The sequence below is a fragment of the Priestia sp. FW507-14D1A genome, assembly GCF_058781295.1.
Genome location: NZ_JBYSWQ010000002.1, coordinates 137002 through 158531 on the forward strand (window position 1 = coordinate 137002; position 21530 = coordinate 158531).

Sequence of the window (21530 nt, forward strand, 5' to 3'; positions counted from 1 at the left end):
CGTGGTTCGTTTTGTTGGTTATGGTAAACGTAGGTTTAATGTGTGTAAGTCTTTCTAGCAGTTGATTCGAGGGAAAGACGAAGACTCCTGCGGGAAAAGCGGAACAGGTGAGACCCCGCAGGAGCGTATGCGACGAGGAGGCTCAGCGGCCGCCCGCGGAAAGCGAAGTCTCGCACGGAAATCAACGGCGGTTTCACGAGCGGTTCAGCTATGTATCCCATTTGTTCGCCTTTCAATTGGATTTATCTCGTTATGTCTCAACCTCTTTTTTACCTTACGCACGGAACGAATACATAACACCTGTCAATTTCTCGGATACGCTCCATAGTTTTTCCGCTACGTCCGGTTTAAATAAAACATCTCCCATCCTATCTTTTACAGGATATCCTTTTTTAGCATCTTTTCCATCCGGCCCGATATATGTACCGCCTTCTATTGATTCAGTGGCTGCATAAAGAGTAGGCAGCGCGCCCATTTCTGCAGATTGACTAAATAGCTTGACTAAAAATTTCAGCAAGCCGTTTGGCTCTTTACCTGAACCTCGTGATAATAGGTTAGTATTTGAAATACCCGGATGTACCGCAGCACTAATTGTCGTCGATCCAGCTGCTTCTAAGCGGTTTTGCAGTTCTTTAGCAAACAATAGGTTGGCAAGTTTACTTTGTCTATAGAACTTCATTGGACTGTAGCCTTTTTCCCCGTCTAGATTATCAAAATAGATCTCTCCAGAATTAGCAGCTATACTGCTTACCGTTACGACTCTTGAATGTGGAGTTGCCATTAGTAAAGGAAGCAGCAAACCCGTAAGCGCAAAATGCCCTAAATGATTACAGCCAAACTGCAGTTCAAATCCGTCTTTCGTTTTGCTGTGAGGCGGAACCATCACACCTGCATTATTAATGAGAAGATCCAAAGACGGGTATTGTTGAAGAAATTGATTGGCAAAATGCCTAATAGAGCTCAAGTCACTAAGATCTAATGACATAATAGTCACTTTAGCATTTCCGTTATCCGCTTTAATTCTTTTCTTAGCTTCTTTCCCTTTTTCCTCATTACGCACAGCAAGAATAATTTCTGCTCCTCGAGCTGCTAGAGCCTTTGCTGCTTCAAACCCAATACCGCTGTTTCCTCCCGTTATAAGGACTGTTTTTCCTATTACATCAGGCATTCGTTCAGCTGTCCATTTTGTTATCATATAAGTCTCCCTTTCAGCTATAGCTGTTTTTGTAGAATTTACGCGTCTCAGTCATACTAAATTAACGTTTTTTTAAAATTAAAGTATGTATAAAGTATAATGTCTTCAAAACAAAAGGGACAAGCTTTTTCAAAGCTTGTCCCTTTTATATATTTATGTGGTTCGCGGAGAATCGTAGCGTCCAAACCAGTCGTATCGGTTTGTGGAGACCCACTTGTATAGCGGACTAAACGCTTTGTTCATTAATGGTAAATGCAAAAGCACACCTATTGGAAATGTAAGAGGCAAAACAGCTAAAAGACGTCTGACCGTTTCAAATCCTGCTAGAACTTCTCCTTTTTTGGTCACCATATGAATTTGATCATATAAGTCTCTTCCCTCTTCTTTTAAGTAACTATACTCCGTTCGTTCAATGTATTGAACTGGAATCCACTGAATTTGGTTCGTCCAGTCCAGCGCTTTAATTATTTTTTTTACGTTGTAACATAAAGGACATTGCGCATCAAAAAATACTTTGTGTTTCATTGTTTCCACCTTTCTTCTTTTGTTTCTTTTTCCTTAATTTATAAATACCCTTTTCTCCTTTTTAATAACCACTATTGGGAGGCACTTCTTGTGCATCCTGGCTTTAAAACAAACATTTTTTGTGGGGTTTCTTTTGTGAAGCCGCGAAAGAAGACAGGATTTTTTTATAAAATATCACTTTTTTGGTTTAAAGCGCTAAAAACATGTTAGAATAGATTTCATATTGATTTGAAGCACTAGGTGCACGCATTTAGTCACATACTAAAAAGGACTAAATAAATATAATGATAAAAGGTAAAGGTAATGTCTTCGTAAACTTATCATGGAAGTAGGTTTATAAATAACGAAGAAAAAAGGAGGAACGGGTGCTACTTTTATCCCTTTCATATAAGCTTTTTTACGTAAGGATGTGTAAACGATGAAAAATAAGTACATGCTGTCAGCTTCAGGTATGTATATTAACTACTTTCTACTTGGCATGGTAAATATCATGCTTGCATCAAATATGTCATTTTTGACAAAACAATTAAATACCGACGGTGCTGGAATCAGCTATATTATTTCTGCTATTGGAATTGGAAAATTGCTTTCGTATTCTCTATCAGGCATCTTGTCTGATAAATTCGGACGAAAGCCTTTGATTATTGTTTCATCTCTGACGATGGCTATTTTTTTAATCGGCATTCCATTATCGCCAAATTATCAAACAGCCTTTATCTTTGCCATTATTGCTGGTATTGCAAACTCTGCTATGGATGCTGGAACGTATCCTGCTTTGATTGAGGTCTTTCCTAAATCTTCAGGTTCAGCCAGTGTTCTTGTAAAAGCATTTATTTCAGCAGGAGCAGCGCTTCTTCCGTTTATGATTGCTTTTTTTGCAGATCGTGATTTATTTTATGGGTATGCTTTTTTTCTTCCTGCTCTTATTTATTTACTAAATATGATCTTTATGTTCAAACTGCCTTTTCCCAATCATAAACGCGAACAGAGTACAGTACAACAGCAAAATACAGCAGAGAATAAATTTATCTCTGCTCCTAAAATGAAACAAGAAGGAATTGCTCTTATTGTGATTGGATTTACTTCTACAGCGCTTTTTACGGTGGCTCAAATTTGGCTCCCTACTTATGGTCAACAAGTATTAGGTATGGCCGAAAGCACCTCGGTCCGCCTTTTAAGCTACTACAGCATCGGAGCGTTAATCTCTGTTTTAGTATTAGCTGTATTGTTAAGCAAAGTGCTTCGTCCTGTAACGGTTATTCTCGTTTACCCGATGATTACCCTTATAGCCGTACTTACGCTTCTGTTTGTTAAAGTACCTGCTATTGCAATTGCAGCTGCTTTTTTCATGGGATTTTCTACGGCTGGGGTCTTTCAATTAGCGATTACCGTTATGACCGAGCTTTTCTGGAACAAAAAAGGAACGGTTACGGGAATTGTAGCGACCGCTGCTGGATTAGCTGCAATTTTATTGCCTTTAGCAACAGGGCTCATGTCTAAAACGGGACATATTTCAATCATCTTTATTTTTGATGCAATGCTTTCAGTAGTAGGTATGGCGGCTGCCGCTTTTGTTAATTACCGCTACCGCAAAATTTTAAATAAAAATCGCAGCGAACAAATTCAAGAAACAGCATCATAAAAAAAGAAGCTGGGGCAAAAGTATTTTAGAAAAAGTAAAAAAACGAACCATTGATCAATGGTTCGTTTTTTTGTTGTGGTGAAGGTATGTCTCACTCTCTTCTTAACTTCTCAACTCATTTCCTCAGCTGGTTTTTGCTTCATAAATAGAAACATCACACCTGAAACAACTGCAAAAACAGCTAAAATGTAAAAAGTAGAAGGCAAAGGAATCACGCTAACTAGTGACCCCATAGCTAAGCTGCTGACAACTGCTGAAGTTTGTATAGCGGTCATATACGCCGTCGTGGCTAGTCCAATTTGGCGCGGAGCCAGTGACTGAGCATACACCATTCCAACTCCCATCGTAGCGGATAGAATAAAAGCATAAAATACTTGAAGCGCAATTAATCCACTAAGTGGTAAATGAAGGCTCGTTAAAACAAAATAAAGCACTTGGCAAGCAATTCCAATAACAAAGAATCGTTTAACTCCGATCTTATCAGAAAAATAGCCCCCTAACGGCATAAATACTAGCTCAAAAACAGATGTAACGGTAAAGAGAATCCCTACAATCGAAACGGATTGTTTTAACGTATCCGTTATGTAGAGCGGCAAATACATAGAACGCCCGGAATCACCCGCAAAAATGAAAAGAGCTGCTACGAATACAGCTATTAACACAGAAGGTATACCGGCTGGCGCTTTTGAAGATGCATGAGCTGAAGTTTGAAGCATACTGTCTTCTTTAAGTGCAAAAAGAACCCACCCTAAAGTTGCTAGCGATAACAACCCTGATAATAAAAATAAAAGAGTATACCCTCCGTTGTCAATAATTAAAGCGCCAAGCATAGGTCCAAAAATATAGCCTTGTGAAAAAGCCATTCGCACGGTACCAGTAATCGTACCTGCCTGCGATTTGCTTTCTTGCTTTTTAACAATAAAATCATTCAGCAGGGCAAAGAAAAAAGAAAACGCATTAAACCCTCCTATAGCAAGTAAAATGAGTGCTATTGTATAAGAATGCGTAAACGCTAACGGCACTCTTGAAATGGTTCCAATCAGTAACGCCCAAATAATAAATGGCTTTCGTTTCCCCCATTTGTCTGATAACGAAGCTAAATAAAACGATACGATTAAACCAATAATGCTCATTGGCACAAATAAAAATCCTGCTTGAAAAGAAGTGGCATGCAATGTATTTGTTGCCCAAACCGTTAAATAAGGCATAAAGCCGCCGACAGATAATCCAATAATAAATAATGAAATAAAAATCGTTCGAAAATCCCGGTCTGTAAATACAATCTTTATGCCTGATACAAACGAATTTTCTGTTTTCGACATAAACTCATTTCAACCCTTTCTATCCAGCTGTCAAACGTTCAATTTCCGCAAAAAAATGCACCTTTCTTCAAGAAAAAGTAGAAGAAAGGTGTGTAAATGAAGGTTATTTTCCAATTTGTACAGCAATTTTTTCTTTTTGTTCTTCTTTGCTGATAAGTTCTTTGAATTTGGTCAAAAGAGGTACTTTTAATTCTTCATCTTTTAATGCAAAAGCAAGAGTCGTAAAAATAAAATCTAATTTTTCCCCTGCATCATAACGTTCACCCTCGAATTCGTAAGCATAAATAGAACGGTCCATATTCATACGCTGAATAGCATCCGTTAGCTGAATTTCCCCGCCTTTTCCAGCTTCCTGTGTTTCAAGATAATCAAAAATGTCAGGTGTAAATACATAGCGTCCAATAATTCCTAAATTAGACGGAGCTTCTTCGACTGATGGTTTTTCTACAAAACCATTCACTTCGTATAATCGGTTTTTATTTGCTTTTGGATCTATAATCCCGTAGCGGTGAACGGATTCTTCCTCGACGCGCTGTACGCCGATAACCGACGATCCCGTTTGGTTATACTGGTCAATCAGCTGTTTTAAACAAGGCTGGTCTGGATCTGTTAAGTCATCTCCAAGTAAAACTGCAAACGGTTCGTTTCCAATAAACTGTCGAGCGCAGTTAATCGCGTGGCCAAGCCCCTTCATTTCTTTTTGACGCACGTAATGAATGTTCGCTAGTTCAGAGATTTGCTCCATTTCTTCTAATAGTTCAGTTTTTCCTTTTTGATGAAGCAAGTGTTCTAGTTGAATATTGTGATCAAAATGATTTTCAATTGCTTGTTTCCCGTTTCCTGTCACAATTAAAATATCTTCGATTCCTGATTTTAAGGCTTCTTCTACAATAAATTGAATTACGGGTTTATTTACAATTGGAAGCATTTCTTTTGGGATAGATTTTGTAACGGGTAAAAAACGAGTGCCCAACCCTGCTGCTGGTATAACTGCTTTTTTTATAGTCTTCATAATTATTTACTCCTCTCTGTTAGTTATCTAGCTGCCTTACATCTATTACGCTTTAACAGGCACCACATTGAAAATTTCTTTCACGCCTTGCTTGTATCCTCCCGCTGAGCGAAGTGATTCTCCAATTTGTTGTGCGTGCTGTTTATATGTGTGAGTAGTTAAAACGTCGTTAACTGTATTTTTGATTAGCTCAGCAGATACATTATTTTTATCTAATTTTACACCTGCTCCTAACTTCTGCACGCGATCGCCAACCATAAATTGATCCACTGCCATTGGAATAACGACAAGCGGCGTATCGTAGTATAAACCTTCACTGCTGCTGTTCATTCCGCCGTGAGTAATAAATAAATCCGCGCGTTTTAAAATTTCCAGCTGAGGCACATATTGTTTCACAACGAAGTTTTCTGGAATGTGTGCTAATTCTTCAGGTTCTGTATTTTTACCAATAGATAAAATAACTTTACCCTTAAAATCTTTTAATGCTTCTACACATAAGTTATAGATTTCTAGCTGCTGATTAAAAATAGTTCCCATAGAAACAAAAATAATTTTTTCATTTTCATTTTGTAAGTAAGAAGGATCTTCAATATCTAGTCGTTTAACAATTGAAGGACCAATAAACTTGTACTCACTCGTAAATTCAGCTACGTTTGGCTGAAAGAATTCTGACGTAAATACTAGCGTAATATCCCCTGGATTCGACATAATGTCAATGGAATCTTTTAACTCAGTATTATATTGGTTGTTGAACTTATTTAATGATTTTTCGAATTGAGGATAAAAGGAAGATTGGTCAGGTTCTGTTTGACCACTTGGCATCATACAAGTTGCTAACTCCTTATCTAACGCAAATGTCGTACAAAGAGAAACCTTCGGAAGCTGAAGAAGGTCGGCCACAGCGGAACCTGCTAAAAGGTGATAATCGTAAAGTACATAATCATATGTTTCGTGCTTTGTTTCACTCATGATTTTAGTAATAATATTCTCAGATTCATTTAAAAACAAATTCATTACTTCATAGCGATCATAAGACTCTTCTTGGGTCATTCGATTGCTCATATCAAGACTTGGACGAAAATCTTCATATTCACGAAATTCCGCGCCTGATTTTCGAATTTTTTCAGCATAGTCTTCAATACCGTAATAGACGACCTTTTCCCCTTGAGCCATCAATTCTTTTACAATTCCTAAAGAAGGATTCACATGCCCTTCACCTGGAAATCCTATTACTAATACATTTCCCATAACATTCATTCCTTTCACTTAGTTAATAATTAAATCACTTAATTGTTCATTTAGTAAATTTATTGTATAGAAACTGAATTTACTATAAATTATCTTTATCGTAAAGTCATTAAGCGTTTTCAACTAAAAAAAGGTTAAATAGGCTCATTTTGGAATATAGTTATAAATTAACTCAAGAAAAACAAATATTGTAAAATTTATCTCGTTTGTAAATAGATGTATGCGTTTCATTATGATTCAAATAAAAAAACACACCTCTCTAAATCAAGCAAGAGGTGTGTTTTTTATTTAAAAGTTGTATAACTCCCATATATCTGATGTTTCTGAACCAATATACCAAGCTGCCGCTCCGCCTAAATGATAGTCCTTAATCAAATTAACCCGGCGCTGCATAGATGCTTTGTCTTCGAGCCATATTTGATGCTTCGTACCATTTTCCGTGTATTCTACATAGTACTGTGAGGATTGGCTATCCCATTTTTTAGTTAACTTTTTAGAAGAGATAACAGCTTCTGCTTCTTTCATCGTTAAGTCTTTTGTGACAACTTTTTTGGTCGATAGGTCCGTTTTCCATTCTCGCGTATAAAAAGGAACTCCCAGCAGGATTTTGTGTGCAGGTACATCTTTCATAAGAAGTTGTGTACCTTCTTTCACCCAAGGCAGTGAAGCAACAGATCCTGGAACTTGACTTCCTCCCCAGTGTTCTTCATATCCCATCATAATGACATAGTCTGCCACTTGACCAATCTGTTTCCTATCAAAGCTTCCCGACCAAAAAGGATCATTATTTTCTCTTGTTACGTCTACTGAAATAGTCATACCATGAGGTTTTAACGCTGCTTTTAATTCTTTAATAAATAAAACAAAATCTTGTTTGTTTTTAATATTAATATTTTCAAAGTCAACATTGATCCCATCGCTGTTTGTTTTTACTAGCGAACTTTCTACTGACGATACAAGCTTTTGCCGCTTTGCTTTGTTGCTCAGCACATCACTTGTAAGTGCATCATCAAAATTGTTACCAATAAGCGGCCAGACTTTTTTGCCGTTTTTATGAGCCGTTTGAACATATGATTCATTTATAGAAGATGAAACAACTTTGTCATTCGACGTTAGCGTAAACCAACGAGGTGAAACAACGTCTAAATTCTTTTGTTTCATCGATTCTGTGTAGCCTGCTGTTTTTTCATTAAAGCTCCAACCCATAACTACAGGCTGATGCTTCTTTTGCGCTAAATCAGATTTTTTGATCCAGCCCTTTTTCCCTTCCAAAAGCTGTACTTGTACATAGTAATCAGGAATAATAAGCATTTGTCCGGGCTTAATATTTGTTGAGGATAGCTGATTTAACTTTGTTAATTCATTCGCTTTTACACCGTACTTTACGGAGACTTTCCAAAGCGTATCTCCTGATACTACTTTATGTAACAAGCCTTTTGGCGGTATTTTCAGCGTTTGCCCTGGAATCAGCTCCGTCTTTTTTAGCTGATTTTGTTTTATTAGATCACTGACTGTTACACCGTATTGCTTAGCTAGTAGCCATAGTGTATTTCCCGACACTACCGTATGAGTAGTAACCTGAGCTGCATCTCCAGCTTCAGATGAAATGACAGGAAATTCTTCTCCTTTTTTCACTGTCTGCATAACAGAAGAATGCAAGGAAGGAGAACGATATACGTTTACGTTGTCACCTTTGACAGTGCCCACTGAAGAAGCAGCGGCTCCTTTACTCATCGGGGCCAATCCTCCGCTGAAAAGACAGAGAACGATCAGGCTCATACATATTTTCTTCATTTTATAATTTCGCCTCCCCACTTTTTGACATCACCTGTCTAGTTTACTACTCCTATAAGATAGAATCCTAGAGGTACATTGTGGTAAAGAAACGTCTGGGTATACGTAAAATTCAAATAAAAAAGCTTACCGTCCGATGACGATAAGCTTTCGTTTCTTATGCATTTCCCACTAGATTTTGATCCTTAATATCCATATCAATTGTATTAGCGGTACTGGAACTGCTTGTAATATTCATAAAATTCCCCGTGTTCCCGCTGCCAGAACCGACTGTTGTAAAAGCTGTACTTTTTGGCTTAATAGCCAGACAATCACCAAACTCCACTGAAGATGAAACCAATACATTCGAGATATTTACGGCTCCTACTACCGATGGCATCTGCCTCTCCTCCTGTTCATTATCTATATGCTATAGGATATGAGCAGAAAGCTAAAAAGTAGCTTTTTCATCTTTTTAATTTTATTAAGGATCGATTCGTTTATACCTTGATTCTGCAAACATATATACTCCGTATGCCATAAGTCCGATTGATACGATAGCCAGCAGTACAGACCCAAAAGGACGCTGTGCTACTTCAGCAAGGGCTCCATCTAACCCTTTCGTTTCGTCTGGATCCGCTTGAAGAGCCGTGCGAATAAGAAAGAAACCAATAATGCCAAAGACGATACTTCGAGCAATAATACCTGCTTTTCCAATATGTCCGCTCCATCGCCACTCTTCTTTTGACATTTCGTTTTTCTTTAGTTTTTTTAGGAATCGTCCTGAAAGAGCCCAATATACTTGTCCAATCCCAAAGATAATAACGCCGATACCTGTAAGCGCAATGATGGTTTGCCCAAAGGGATAAGATAACAGCTTGGCTGATACCGTTTGATAATGCTTACCTGACGTATGAACGTGAGCATGAAGCAAAATTTTTACCGAACTCACACAAAGGCTAATATAAAACGTGGCTACAACTAAATAGCCTAAACGAGTAAAAACGCCTTTTACCCCATGCCCGACGTGGTGAGGATCAAAAATAGCAGAAATGATTTGCCAAAACGCATATCCACTTAAACCTACTGCTAAAACAATTAAAATTAAAAAGCCAAACGGCTGCTTTGCAATTGTGTGTAGGGCTCCTTGAGAAGTAACTAAATCGCCTTTTAATCCGAAAGCCGTCTGAATCGCTAATATACCGATGATAAAATAGACCACACCTTGAGCCACATGACCAAACCGTGAAAAACGCACGACAAATGGCTTAGTACGTTCTTTTAAGCGATGTAACTTTCGACCAAACGTATCTTTTTTAACAAATGGAGATTCACCCATACGTTTCCTCCTGCTTTTTGAAAACAAACTTTATTTTATAAAACACCTGAAAATAAGCGTGCAAATGACTCTTTCGAACGTTCTACTAAGCTTCGCTTGTAAAATGCTACTGGTTTGATCAAATGACTGTCTTCAATATCTTCTTCGTAATTTTTGATGAGCGTTTGAATTGTCTCTCCTTCAATTAAAAATGCATTAACTTCAAAGTTCAGATGAAAACTTCTCATATCCATATTTGCAGTACCGACCGAAGCCATATCTCCGTCTATAATCACAATTTTTTGATGCAAAAACCCTTTTTTATACGAATATACTTCAATTCCACATCGAAGAAGTTCAGCAAAATATGACCTCGTTCCATATTGAGTCAGAAAGCCGTCATTAATTTCTGGTACCATAATTCGTACCTCTACGCCTTTTCTAGCTGCAATACGAAGGGCGGTTCTTATGGCTTCATTTGGAACAAAATAAGGGGTTGAAATCCAGATTGATTTCGTCGCGCTTGTAATCATAGTATAGTAATAATCACTCATATTTTCCTGCGTATCCGGCCCCGTCGCCACCACTTGCACAAAGCCTTCTCCTTCGACAGGATGAGGCTTTGTATATGCTTCATTGTTAATTAAGCATTCTCCAGAAACGTATTCCCAATCGAACATAAAGATCGAATGCAAGGTTTGAACAGATTCTCCTTTTAGCATCAGATGAGTATCTCTCCAAAAACCAATTTTTTTGTTTTTTCCTAGATACTCATCCCCAACATTCAATCCCCCTACAAAACCTACTTCCCCGTCAATTACGACTATTTTACGGTGGTTTCGAAAGTTAAATTTTTGGTTGAAAAATCCATACTTAATAGGTAAGAAAGGATGCACTTTAATATTCGCTTTTTTCATTCGTTTAATATCTGAACCCGATAGTGTAAAACTTCCCATTGTGTCGAATGTAAAGCGCACTTCTATACCTTCGCTTGCTTTTTTTATTAGAATATCAATGATTTCTTTTCCTAGAGAATCCGAGTGAAACATATAGTATTCCATATGAATAAACTGTTTTGCTGATTGCAAATGCTTTTTGATTTCATTAAACGTTTCTTGCCCGTTCTTAAGGACGTAGGTTTTTGTATGAACATTCATCTTCGTCAAAGATACACATTGAAGATACTGAGCAAAGTAACGCTGATGAGATTGAAGCGGCGATAGATCAGGCGTCGTTTCTTTGTCTGCCATCTTTCTAAGCATCTCTCGGTTATGCATACGCTTTTTTTTGAACATATGCCCCTTTAAATAGAGCTGTCCTGAATACAAATAAAAGAAAAAGCCTGCAACAGGAAAGAAAAAGAGGACATACATCCAAACCAACGTACTTTCAGGCGTTCGATTTTCAAGCATAAGTGAATACATACAAATGAAAATGATGACACCATATAATCCAACTAAGGCATACTTCCAATGAACATCAATAGAGGTAAAAAAGAAAGCATAAATTGAAAGTAAAATAATAAATAAAAAAATAAAGTCCAACCGGCGTTTTTTCATAAAAGCTCTCCTAAAAACAAACTGTATTGTATCACTTGTCTATCTTTCATATGAGGTAGTATATGGAATACACAGAATTCTTATCATGCATGCTACATAAAATGTACATATATTTGCACAAAAAGCAGTTTAGCCGCTTAAGCAACTAAACTGAACTACCTCAGACAAGCATCATTCATATACCTATACCCTGGATGGTAAAACAAAAAACCTCCTTGCGGGGAGGTTTTTTCGCTGATTTTTCACACATGAAGATGCCTTTTTATGAGTTGGTATAACCGGACTCTTTTTCTTTTTTAGGCCAAACGAAATTAGAAAGAGATAATAAGAAATCAATTCCTACAATAACTGTCCAAAATTCCACTACATTTTGCAGCACGTTGGTTTTTCCATTTGGTACTATATACATCATCGCCGCTAAAAGAGTTGCTCCAATGGCGTAAGCAACAAGATGCTGTATCCATGACTTAAAATAATGCTTTGCATATTCTTTTCCATAGCGTCTACGAGGTTTTTCTCCGTTTTTCATCACATAATATTGAAAGCGTTCGTCTGCCCATTGAATCATACTTTTTCCAAAAGCGATCGAAATTCCAATATACACGGCTGCAATAGCGTGAGCATACGTCGCTGTAGCACCTCCGTAAAGGTCTACGCTCGTCACAATCAGAAGAAAAAAATCAACAACAGGTGTTAGAGCTAAAATAAAAAAACTGAGCTTTTGTTTTTTAAACATATACCTTGTTGCTAATCCTAAAACGATGACTATCCAAAAAGCGATTTCACATGCAATAATCATCCAGGCTATTAAGTTCAAATAATCCCCTCTCTTCCTCTCGTTTAACGAATAAACAATTGGTTTTAAGTAAAAAATTTTTATGCATAAGTTTATTTTTATGTATATACATCCTGCTTCATAACCTTACGGCTTATTCCATCCTCAGCTGAGTTCTAAGATTCGTTGAACCGTATTTGCTAGACGGATCTTTTAAATCGATATCTATAATATTCCCAGCTCATTCCTACTCCGACTCCAATCGAATAAGCCAGTATATCGCTCCATAAGAAGCCATACCCCAGAATGAGCGCTCCTAGCGCAGTCTTTCTTATGTCATCAATCCACGGAGCGTGATACAGCTGTGTAAATTCAATAAAGTAACAAAACACTATAGCAAACATACCAATCATTTTTGTCTTCCATGCAGGAAATAAAAAACCCGCGCTGACAAAAATCATTAAGGCCCATAACGAATCTCCCGCATATATATTTACGATGTGAGGAAGATACGCGGTAAGTTTTCTTGATAAAAGGCCTGCTCCCATGATCACAAAAGCTAGAAGAAGATATACCCATCTATTTCTTTTATTCATTTCAAACTCCTTTTTTCTTCTTAAATACTCCGTAGCACTAAGCCTTCACTGTATAATTTTATCAGAACCGCAGACTGTTAAATACCGCTTTTTTTCATTTTTTACAGCTTCCCCCTACGTATATATGACAACTGTCATAGTTTCTATATGACACGTATGTCTTAAATAGTCAGAAAAATCTCTTTATACTGAGGGTAATATACGGTGATGAAAGGAATTTCATATGACTATACAAAAACAAAAGAATTTACGAAAACAAGTTGCACCTTTTGAAAAAGCAGTAATGAAAGACAGCATAAGACAATTGATTAATACTTTTTTACCTTTTTTCACACTGTGGTTTCTCGCTTATGAGAGCCTTTCAATTTCTTATTTTTTAGCATTTCCGCTAACTGTTATCGCAGCAGGATTTTTAGTAAGAATATTCATTATTTTTCATGACTGTTGTCACTACTCTTTCTTTAAAAGTAGACAACACAATAAAATTCTCGGAACCATTACCGGTGTCTTAACGATGTTCCCTTACAGTCAATGGGGACATAGCCATGCAATTCACCATGCAACAAGCAGCAACTTAGATAAAAGAGGTACGGGTGACATTTGGGTCTTAACCGTAACAGAATATAAAGAAGCTTCTATTTGGAAAAAAATTGCTTACCGTATCTATCGTAACCCGTTCATTATGTTCGGCGTGGGACCTATATATGTATTTTTGATTACAAACCGATTCAATCAAAAAAATGCGAAGAAACAAGAAAGAATGAATACGTATCTTACAAATGTATTGATCGTTGCATTAGCAGCAGCGACCTGCTGGTTGGTAGGTTGGCAGGCATTTTTATTAATTCAAGGACCGATTTTCTTCATTTCAGGTTCCATTGGAATTTGGCTGTTTTATGTACAGCATCAGTTTGAAGATTCCTATTTTGAAGAAGATGAGCACTGGGATTATGTAAAAGCAGCCGTTGAAGGAAGTTCATTTTACAAGCTTCCAAAACTATTGCAATGGCTAACAGGCAATATTGGGTTTCACCATGTACATCATTTAAGCCCAAGAGTGCCCAACTATAAGCTTGAAGCTGTTCATCAACACACACAGCCTCTTCAAAATGTACCAACCATTACACTCGCAACAAGTCTTCGCTCTCTTCGGTTCCGTCTATGGGATGAAGAAAACAAAATGTTTGTGAGCTTTAAAGAAATAAAAACACGCTCAGCTGCACCAAAAGCAAGCAGAATTTCATCTCAAACAAAAGCAGAACTTTAATAAAACAAAACAGTCAAGCTTTCAGAAGCTTGACTGTTTTATCTATCTCTCTAAACTTATTTCGTTCTACTTTGTGGTAAACTAATAGTGTATTTTAACAAGTAAACGAGGTTCTTTATGAAAAAATATACGTTTTTCCAAAAAATCACTGGGCTATCTCCGTACATATGGACGGTATTTGTCATTCTACCATTTTATTTTATTTTACAGTCTTCATCCATGAATCACATTATTGTTGGTTCGTTACTCACCATCTTATTTTTTATTTTCTATCGTTTTGCGTTTGTTTCAACAGGCAAGTCCGTTTACGTATGGACAGCTTTGTTAATCGTTATTTCCTTAGCCCTGACAACTATTTTTAATTATATTTACTTTGCCTTTTACTTTGCTTTTTTTATCGCTTATTTTATTGGAAATATCCAAAAACGACTCGCTTTCTTCACTTTGTATGCTGTTCATTTAATCAGCACCGTTATTTCGGTAAACTTTAACGTTGTTATGCAAGAAGAGATCTTTTTAAAACAGCTGCCTTTCATTTTTGTAATTTCCATCAGTGTGATTGTACTGCCATTCAGCATTTATAATCGAAAGAAGCGAGACCGGCTGGAAGAACAGCTTGAAGATGCAAACAAACGTATTTCTGAGCTTGTAAAACAGGAAGAACGCCAGCGGATAGCTCGCGATCTGCACGATACGTTAGGACAAAAGCTGTCTCTTATCGGTCTAAAAAGTGATTTAGCAAGAAAACTTATTACAAAAGATCCTGAAAAAGCAAAATCAGAATTAAAAGATGTCCAGCAAACAGCGCGCACGGCTCTTAATGAAGTGAGAAACATGGTTTCTCAAATGCGTGGAATCCGCCTTAGTGAAGAACTAAAACGCGTTCAAGAGCTTTTAGAAGCTGCCGAAATTAAGTTTGTAGGAGAAGAGGCCATTTCATTAGAGAATGTGTCGTTGCTAATTGAAAATATTCTTAGCATGTGCTTAAAAGAAGCCGTAACCAATGTGGTCAAACATAGTCAAGCCACCGTTTGCACGATTACTTTACATCAGTCTGCAAAAGAAGTAGGCATAAGGGTAGAAGACAATGGAGTTGGTATTAATACGAAGAAAACCTGCTGGAAAGGAAACGGTCTTTTAGGAATGAAAGAACGGCTGGAGTTTGTAAACGGCCATCTTGATATCTCCAGTCAAGGGGGGACGATTATTCATATTACAGTTCCAAACATCGTTAAACATATTAAGGAGGAACAATTATGATTCGAATTGTTATTGCCGAAGATCAGCAAATGATGTTAGGGGCTTTAGGCTCTTTGTTAAATTTAGAAGATGACATGGAAGTTGTCGGAAAAGCTTCAAATGGGGAACAAGCGGTATCACTTGCTAAGCAGCACCAGCCAGATATATGCGTAATGGATATCGAGATGCCTCTTAAAACTGGGCTTGAAGCTGCAGAGGAACTGAAAGATTTAAACTGCAAAGTCATCATTTTGACAACGTTCGCTCGCTCCGGCTATTTTCAAAGAGCTTTGAAAGCCGGCGTAAGCGGATACTTGCTAAAAGATAGTCCGAGTGAAGAACTCGCAAATTCCATTCGAAGCGTGATGGCAGGCAGACGCCTCTACGCTCCAGAGTTAGTGGATGACTTATATAGTGAATCTACTAGTCCTCTTACAGCTAGAGAGAAAGAAGTATTAGCTCTAGTAGCTGATGGAAAAAACACAAAAGAAATTGCTGACGAACTATCTATTAAGACTGGAACGGTGCGTAATTATATTTCTACCATTCTGGACAAACTCGAAGTAAAGAACCGCATTGAAGCCATTACTCGCTTTAAGGAAAAAGGCTGGTTCAAATGAAAAAAGCATGCATCAAACCGAGATGCATGCTTTTTAATCATTTGGCAATTTATCGTACCCTAATTTGTCGATGATCACAACATGCTCAGGGAATTCATCAAGCAGCTGCTGTTTTGTGAATAATTCAAAGTCACGGAAATCAAAACCTGGTGCGACCATGCATCCAACGAGAGAAAATGTATTCTCATTTGCCACAGAGGAACCAAAAATCGTATCTCTTGGAACTAAAAATTGAGGAACTTCTCCATTTTCTAAGTTTGTACCTAGTTTTACTTCTTGATAGGTTCCGTCGCGGTAAATAATATGAATGGTTAAAGGGCTTCCCCCATGATAGTACCATAGTTCATCTGATTGCAGCCGGTGGAAATGCGATACATCTTGAGATCTTAATAAAAAGTAAATACTCGTGTATAGAAATCGTTTATCATCAAACTGCGATGACACTTCTTTATCAGAAATTTCATCATTGGAGCGATAGGTTTGTTTATAAAACCCTCCTTCTGGATGAGGCTGAAGCTCGAGCTTTGAAATCCAATATTCCCACTTATGTAAATCCATTACGTTCCTTCCCTTCTTTTTCTTTTATCATTAACTACATCATAGTAAATCATTCTTTCTAACACAACAAACGGCTTCATTATTCCATCAGGAAAAATGAAGCCGCTTACCACCGGTATCTTATCATTACATCCTACCCTTTCTGTTAGCAGGGCTATATCTATACCTGCTAGAATGGCAGCGATGAAATAAATATGTCATATACAAATCTAACTGAAATCGATCTCCCTCAATGAAACATTGAAACGGCTGTTCTTTGCCTTGAACATTTTTTGCAGATGAACGCTGCTTAAACGGGACAATATTCATCTCTTTTCCCCCTCAGACAGATGTACTTTTTAGTGTAAATGCTGATGACAAACGTAATATTTTTTGATAAAAGTGAGGGCTGCCTGTGCATCTTGAATGCCAAGCTTTTTACAAACGCCAGCTAACATGAGCAGTTTGTACATAACCAGCTTTTGATTATTTGTTGCCAGTACGTAATAAACAATCGTATTAGCAACTGCCCGCGGTAATCTTATTTTTTTCAACTCATATAGCGCAGCAGACGAAGACATGCCTGCTTCAGTTAAAATCTGCTCAGTTGTGTACGTCTCCAAATAGCGAGCAAGCTTTCTTTCTTTATCGTTAAATATACCTTTAGAATCGTTCATTTTCTCTCCCTCTATTATTTTAATAATCCATTAAATGCTGCATTAATTAGCCATAATGCGATAGCTCCCCCTGATAAATAAGTGCTGAGATAGAATAATAATTCCATATACCTCCCTCCCATTTCTATCTTACCCCTTCATTTTTCTAGCTGCAGTGATATTCATCACAGGTAAAAAATGTATTGTTGAGCTACTGAATAGCTCCGCAAAAGAGCTCGTGAGAAAGATCTCACGAGCTGCTTAGTTAGCATTTTTATTTTCGGATAAAGCGTTTAAAAATCATAATAATTAATAATATAACTACAATAACAAGCAAAAATTTCAACATGAGTTGTCCATCCCTTCAAATCAGTGAGTCATCTTTCATTAGTAAGTAGTTACCCTGTTTCGTTTTTTATAAACTGCCTACCTACTTATTTCATGCCAAAAATTATATAATAGTAGAAAATCATCTAAAATAGCCCTACAGGTAAAACATAAATAGGAGTATAACCATGACTGACTATCTTCAAACATTTCTGCTTGAACATTTAGAAGCAGCTGGGTTTATCAGCATTCTTTTGAACATTCTTATTAGCATTACGGGCGTATTTCCAAGCGCACCCCTTACGTTCGTAAACGTAAAGTTATTTGGTTTTTGGAACGGATTTTTACTTTCTTTTATTGGAGAAGTTTTAGGTGCAGCTCTCTCTTTTTGGCTGTATCGAAAAGGGTTCCGTACACTTGTTCATACCAAAACACCTTCTCACTCCAAGTGGCTAAAGCTGCTGCGCGTACAAGGGAAAGAAAGTTTTATATTGATTCTTTCTTTGCGATTACTGCCCTTTGTTCCATCAGGCCTCGTTACATTCTTTAGCGCTGTAGGAAAAGGCTCCTTTGCGGTATTCATTTCTGCTAGCGCACTTGGAAAAATTCCAGCGCTTTTTATTGAAGTTTATTCCGTTTATCATATTACGCAAGGATCTATGCAAGGCAAAATCATTTTAGTGGCTTTATCTATTATTTCACTTTTTTATATAAGTAAAAAATGGAAGAAAAAAGCTTAACGGATTATAAAAAGGGAAGACTATCTAAAAATAAGCAAAAACATTATCTTATGTAACTGTAATAAGCTAACGTATTGGAGATGGTCCATTGATTTTCCTGCTGGTTTCTGGAAGTATTATTGTTCCTATTATCATGCTCTTTTTCTCACTCAAATGGAAAGGAGCAGAGCTAGTTTTTAATACGCTAGCCCTTCTTTCAGCGCTAGTATTTGGAAATATAGCTGCTGCTTCTATCTATCGTATCTTAAAAAACCATACTGTTTTTATGACGAGCATCCATGCAATCTTTTTAAATTCAGCTTTTTTATTAACCGGTGCATACCTTGGAATCTATGTATTGTATAAACTGTTAGCTCTTACTTTAAATGTAAAAAGCCGTTCTTTTAAATAAGAACGGCTTTATTCTTTATTAATGAACAAATTCCATTTTTTCTTCGATTTTATGAAATTTCTCATAAAATTCCTCCGCTGAAATCGGTTTGGAAAAATAGTATCCCTGCACTTCATCACATTTTTCTTTATGAAGAAGTTCTACTTGTTCAACTTCTTCTACACCTTCTGCTACGACGGATAGCTGCAAACTTTTGGCTAGTGTAATAATGGCTCTGACAATCGATACTTCCGTTGTATTAGGATCTAAATCTTTAATAAAAGACCGGTCAATTTTCAGCGTATGAATAGGTAGCTTCTGAATATAGCTGAACGAGGAGTATCCTGAGCCAAAATCATCAATCGAAATAAATACTCCTGCATCTTTTAAGATTTGTAGCTTTTCGATTGTTTGCTCAACATGCTTCATCGTTACACTTTCTGTAATTTCAAGTTCTAAATATCGTGGTTCTAACTCTACTTCACGCAAGACACCTAACACATAATCAACAAAATCAGTTGTACCAAAATCCACGCTTGATATGTTCACACTCATTTTTAAGGGAGGAAGTCCTTGAAGCTGCCAATACTTATTTTGATGGCACGCTTTTTTTAATACCCATTTCGTCAGTGTAACAATAACCCCTGTTTCTTCAGCAATCGGAATAAATTCTGCGGGAGAAATGACGCCCATCTCGGCATGAGTCCACCGGATTAAAGCCTCCACTCCAACAATATGGCCACTTTGAATATTGACTTTCGGCTGATAGTGAAGCTCCATTTCGCCCAGCTCAAAAGCCTTGCGTAACCCATCTTCAATTCTCATTCGTCGCGTAGTATGAACCTGCATTTCTTTTTGATAAAACAGATAATGATTACGCCCTTGTTTTTTGACTTCATACATCGCTAAATCAGCATGGCGAACGAGCACTTCAAGTGAATTTCCATCTTTAGGAAATAAACTAACTCCGATACTTACCCCTAAATAAACATCTCTCGATAGCACTACAAAAGGAGTGGATAAGCAGTCATTTAATGATTGACAGATTTTTTCCACTTCTTCATCCGTCCTATCATGCAGTAAAACTAAAAACTCATCTCCTCCAAAACGCGAAAGCACATCTTGGTTTCTTAGGCAGCTCTTCATTCGATCAACAACCTGAAGCATAAGCTGATCTCCAGCATGATGACCAAGCGTGTCATTTACCTGTTTGAAACGATCGAGATCTAAAAATAAGAAATGAAGCTTTTTTCCTGAATCAGCTGCTGAATCAATGGATTTCTCTACAATGCTTGAAAACATACTTCGATTTGGTAAATCTGTTAGCATATCGTGAAAAGCCATATATTGAAGCGATTCTTGAGCTTTTTTCTGTTCCGTTACATCTCTAGTTACTGTCTGAAAAAGCGTCTCTCCATTAATTTGAATGAGCGTAGATTTTACTTCTAAGAAGAGTTCCTTACCTAACGCATTAAACATTTTCAACTGAGCTAATGGAGATCTTGGCTCATCTTTTCTATCCTTTACTGCCTTCAATCCTTTTTTAATATCAGGAACTTGTTCAGATGAAAAGAAATCATATAACGATTTACCAACGAGCTGGTCTTCCGTTACTCCTAAAAGCTGAATCATAGCATCATTCACAGACACGACCTCTTCTTCTCGATGGACCATAATGGCCAATGGAGAGGAGTAAAACAAGTTTTCATAGCGATTTTTTGCTTCAATCAACGTTTTTTCCGCTTCGCGCTCTTGCGTCATATTGCGGATATACAGCATATACTCAACCGTCTCTTCAATCGCTACCGCCATCACCGTTATCTCAGCCGTAACTTCTCTATTACTTATCAAAAGGGAGTGCTCAGTTCGTCCATCTTGTAGAGAAGAAAATTCATAGAAGGGGAGCAGCTTAACAACATTACTCCCGATTACATCTGATGCTTTAAGAGAGAAAAGCGTTTCCGCTGCATAATTGAGCGATAAAACATGTCTTTTTTCATCGATCACCAAAATAGCATCCAGGGCGGATTCAAAAAAAGCCCATTTTAAAACTTCTTGTTTTTGTACGCGTCGATCCATAAAAATGGTTAAAAACACAGCCGTAAATAGGCAGACAATAAAAAAAACAATAACGACGGATAAATATATTGGATTTAAGGCAAAACCGTTTGAGTGTTCAGACATTGACATTCCTGAAAAAGAAGCTGCCTGCATGCCCGTATAGTGCATACCTGCAATAGCAATGCCCATAATAGTAGAACAAATAACCTTAGCAAAAACGGTAAGCTTGCCTTCATTTAGCTTTGAATAAAAACCAAGCCACAAAGCTGTATTAGAAGCAGCAACAGCAATAAGAATAGAGAGAAAAACGATAAATGGATCATATGAAATCATAATTGGCTCCATAGCCATCATGCCCAAATAGTGCATAAAAACAATTCCAGCTCCCATAAAGCTCCCTGCAATGATAAGTGCTTTTATACTTTTCTTTTGTTTGTGAATGAGGTAGAGGCCTATATAACATCCCGTTATCGCTCCCAAGATTGAGAGAAGAACAAACCATAAATTATATGAAACATCTACGGGCAAGTGAAAAGCAAGCATGGCGATAAAATGCATTGACCAAATGCCTATTCCCAATGTAAATGCCCCGCTGATTAACCAAAACTGAATAAATTTTGCCCGGGAAATTTTCACACGATTAGCTAACCCAAAAGAAGCGTACGCCGCAGTAATAGCGATAAGGAAAGAGAGTGTAACGAGTAACTCATTGTACGTCCCTTCTAGTAAATGTGTATGATGATTCATT

21 protein-coding genes are annotated in these 21530 nt (G+C 37.3%); 7 read left to right on the forward strand and 14 right to left on the reverse strand.

Going from position 1 to position 21530, the window contains the following annotated elements; translation table 11 throughout:
* Positions 1–61 precede the first annotated feature (61 nt).
* Positions 62–328, forward strand: a complete 267-nt coding sequence (locus AC3WJG_RS09150) for a hypothetical protein (protein ID WP_225049654.1) — start codon at positions 62–64, stop codon at positions 326–328.
* On the opposite strand, the gene AC3WJG_RS09155 is transcribed toward AC3WJG_RS09150, so the two are convergent.
* The gene (locus tag AC3WJG_RS09155; protein WP_337133405.1) at positions 275–1195 is read right to left on the reverse strand and encodes an oxidoreductase; all 921 of its coding nucleotides are present in this window, start codon (positions 1193–1195) and stop codon (positions 275–277) included. The genes AC3WJG_RS09150 and AC3WJG_RS09155 overlap by 54 nt on opposite strands.
* 153 nt (positions 1196–1348) lie before the next feature.
* The gene (locus AC3WJG_RS09160; RefSeq protein WP_028408045.1) at positions 1349–1720 is read right to left on the reverse strand and encodes a thiol-disulfide oxidoreductase DCC family protein; all 372 of its coding nucleotides are present in this window, start codon (positions 1718–1720) and stop codon (positions 1349–1351) included.
* A gap of 418 nt (positions 1721–2138) precedes the next feature.
* Between AC3WJG_RS09160 and AC3WJG_RS09165 the strand changes: the two genes are divergently transcribed.
* A complete protein-coding gene (locus tag AC3WJG_RS09165; RefSeq protein WP_060746744.1) occupies positions 2139–3362 on the forward strand; it encodes an MFS transporter in 1224 nt (407 codons plus the stop codon).
* A 110-nt stretch (positions 3363–3472) separates the two neighbouring features.
* Here the strand turns inward: AC3WJG_RS09165 and AC3WJG_RS09170 are convergent, their stop codons facing one another.
* The 9 genes from AC3WJG_RS09170 to AC3WJG_RS09210 form a co-directional block, all read right to left on the reverse strand.
* Positions 3473–4684, reverse strand: a complete 1212-nt coding sequence (locus tag AC3WJG_RS09170; protein WP_337133406.1) for an MFS transporter — start codon at positions 4682–4684, stop codon at positions 3473–3475.
* 103 nt (positions 4685–4787) lie between these two features.
* Complete coding sequence (galU, locus tag AC3WJG_RS09175; RefSeq protein WP_337133407.1) at positions 4788–5696, reverse strand: UTP--glucose-1-phosphate uridylyltransferase GalU; 909 nt, start codon at positions 5694–5696, stop codon at positions 4788–4790.
* Between the two features lie 45 nt (positions 5697–5741).
* Positions 5742–6944, reverse strand: coding sequence for a macrolide family glycosyltransferase (locus AC3WJG_RS09180; RefSeq protein ID WP_028408041.1), 1203 nt, complete (start codon positions 6942–6944; stop codon positions 5742–5744).
* A 288-nt stretch (positions 6945–7232) separates the two neighbouring features.
* Positions 7233–8738: a glycosyl hydrolase family 18 protein gene (locus AC3WJG_RS09185; protein WP_492588167.1), complete on the reverse strand. Its 1506-nt coding sequence runs from the start codon at positions 8736–8738 to the stop codon at positions 7233–7235.
* Positions 8739–8895: 157 nt separating this feature from the next.
* Positions 8896–9117, reverse strand: coding sequence for a spore germination protein (locus tag AC3WJG_RS09190; RefSeq protein WP_028408039.1), 222 nt, complete (start codon positions 9115–9117; stop codon positions 8896–8898).
* An 84-nt stretch (positions 9118–9201) separates the two neighbouring features.
* Positions 9202–10056 carry a DUF1206 domain-containing protein gene (locus AC3WJG_RS09195; RefSeq protein WP_014460878.1) on the reverse strand — a complete coding sequence of 285 codons (855 nt, stop codon included), beginning with the start codon at positions 10054–10056 and terminating at the stop codon, positions 9202–9204.
* Positions 10057–10091: 35 nt separating this feature from the next.
* Complete coding sequence (cls, locus tag AC3WJG_RS09200; RefSeq protein WP_060746028.1) at positions 10092–11594, reverse strand: cardiolipin synthase; 1503 nt, start codon at positions 11592–11594, stop codon at positions 10092–10094.
* Between the two features lie 262 nt (positions 11595–11856).
* Positions 11857–12411 carry a hypothetical protein gene (locus tag AC3WJG_RS09205; RefSeq protein ID WP_098332317.1) on the reverse strand — a complete coding sequence of 185 codons (555 nt, stop codon included), beginning with the start codon at positions 12409–12411 and terminating at the stop codon, positions 11857–11859.
* A 158-nt stretch (positions 12412–12569) separates the two neighbouring features.
* Positions 12570–12965: a ribosomal maturation YjgA family protein gene (locus AC3WJG_RS09210; RefSeq protein WP_028408036.1), complete on the reverse strand. Its 396-nt coding sequence runs from the start codon at positions 12963–12965 to the stop codon at positions 12570–12572.
* Between the two features lie 223 nt (positions 12966–13188).
* Here AC3WJG_RS09210 and desA point away from each other — a divergent pair, with 223 nt between their 5' ends.
* The 3 genes from desA to AC3WJG_RS09225 all read left to right on the forward strand — a co-directional run bounded on the left by desA (position 13189) and on the right by AC3WJG_RS09225 (position 16091).
* A complete protein-coding gene (gene desA, locus AC3WJG_RS09215; protein ID WP_013082402.1) occupies positions 13189–14232 on the forward strand; it encodes a Delta(5) desaturase DesA in 1044 nt (347 codons plus the stop codon).
* A gap of 117 nt (positions 14233–14349) precedes the next feature.
* Complete coding sequence (locus AC3WJG_RS09220) at positions 14350–15492, forward strand: sensor histidine kinase (protein WP_028408034.1); 1143 nt, start codon at positions 14350–14352, stop codon at positions 15490–15492.
* Positions 15489–16091 (forward strand): response regulator transcription factor, encoded by a 603-nt coding sequence (locus tag AC3WJG_RS09225; protein ID WP_013056197.1) that lies wholly within the window; start codon positions 15489–15491, stop codon positions 16089–16091. Before AC3WJG_RS09220 ends, AC3WJG_RS09225 begins: the two co-directional genes overlap by 4 nt.
* Before the next feature lie 33 nt (positions 16092–16124).
* On the opposite strand, the gene AC3WJG_RS09230 is transcribed toward AC3WJG_RS09225, so the two are convergent.
* Together AC3WJG_RS09230 and AC3WJG_RS09235 are read right to left on the reverse strand one after the other, a co-directional pair.
* Complete coding sequence (locus AC3WJG_RS09230; protein ID WP_013056196.1) at positions 16125–16649, reverse strand: cupin domain-containing protein; 525 nt, start codon at positions 16647–16649, stop codon at positions 16125–16127.
* A 338-nt stretch (positions 16650–16987) separates the two neighbouring features.
* Positions 16988–17305, reverse strand: a complete 318-nt coding sequence (locus AC3WJG_RS09235) for a hypothetical protein (protein ID WP_013056195.1) — start codon at positions 17303–17305, stop codon at positions 16988–16990.
* Between the two features lie 494 nt (positions 17306–17799).
* On the opposite strand from AC3WJG_RS09235, the gene AC3WJG_RS09240 reads away from it, so the two are divergent.
* Together AC3WJG_RS09240 and AC3WJG_RS09245 are read left to right on the forward strand one after the other, a co-directional pair.
* Positions 17800–18351: a TVP38/TMEM64 family protein gene (locus AC3WJG_RS09240; protein WP_028408032.1), complete on the forward strand. Its 552-nt coding sequence runs from the start codon at positions 17800–17802 to the stop codon at positions 18349–18351.
* Between the two features lie 88 nt (positions 18352–18439).
* Positions 18440–18742 carry a hypothetical protein gene (locus tag AC3WJG_RS09245; protein WP_060746032.1) on the forward strand — a complete coding sequence of 101 codons (303 nt, stop codon included), beginning with the start codon at positions 18440–18442 and terminating at the stop codon, positions 18740–18742.
* 18 nt (positions 18743–18760) lie between these two features.
* Here AC3WJG_RS09245 and AC3WJG_RS09250 read toward each other — a convergent pair whose 3' ends face one another.
* Positions 18761–21529 (reverse strand): bifunctional diguanylate cyclase/phosphodiesterase, encoded by a 2769-nt coding sequence (locus AC3WJG_RS09250; RefSeq protein WP_060746033.1) that lies wholly within the window; start codon positions 21527–21529, stop codon positions 18761–18763.
* Position 21530: the final 1 nt, after the last annotated feature.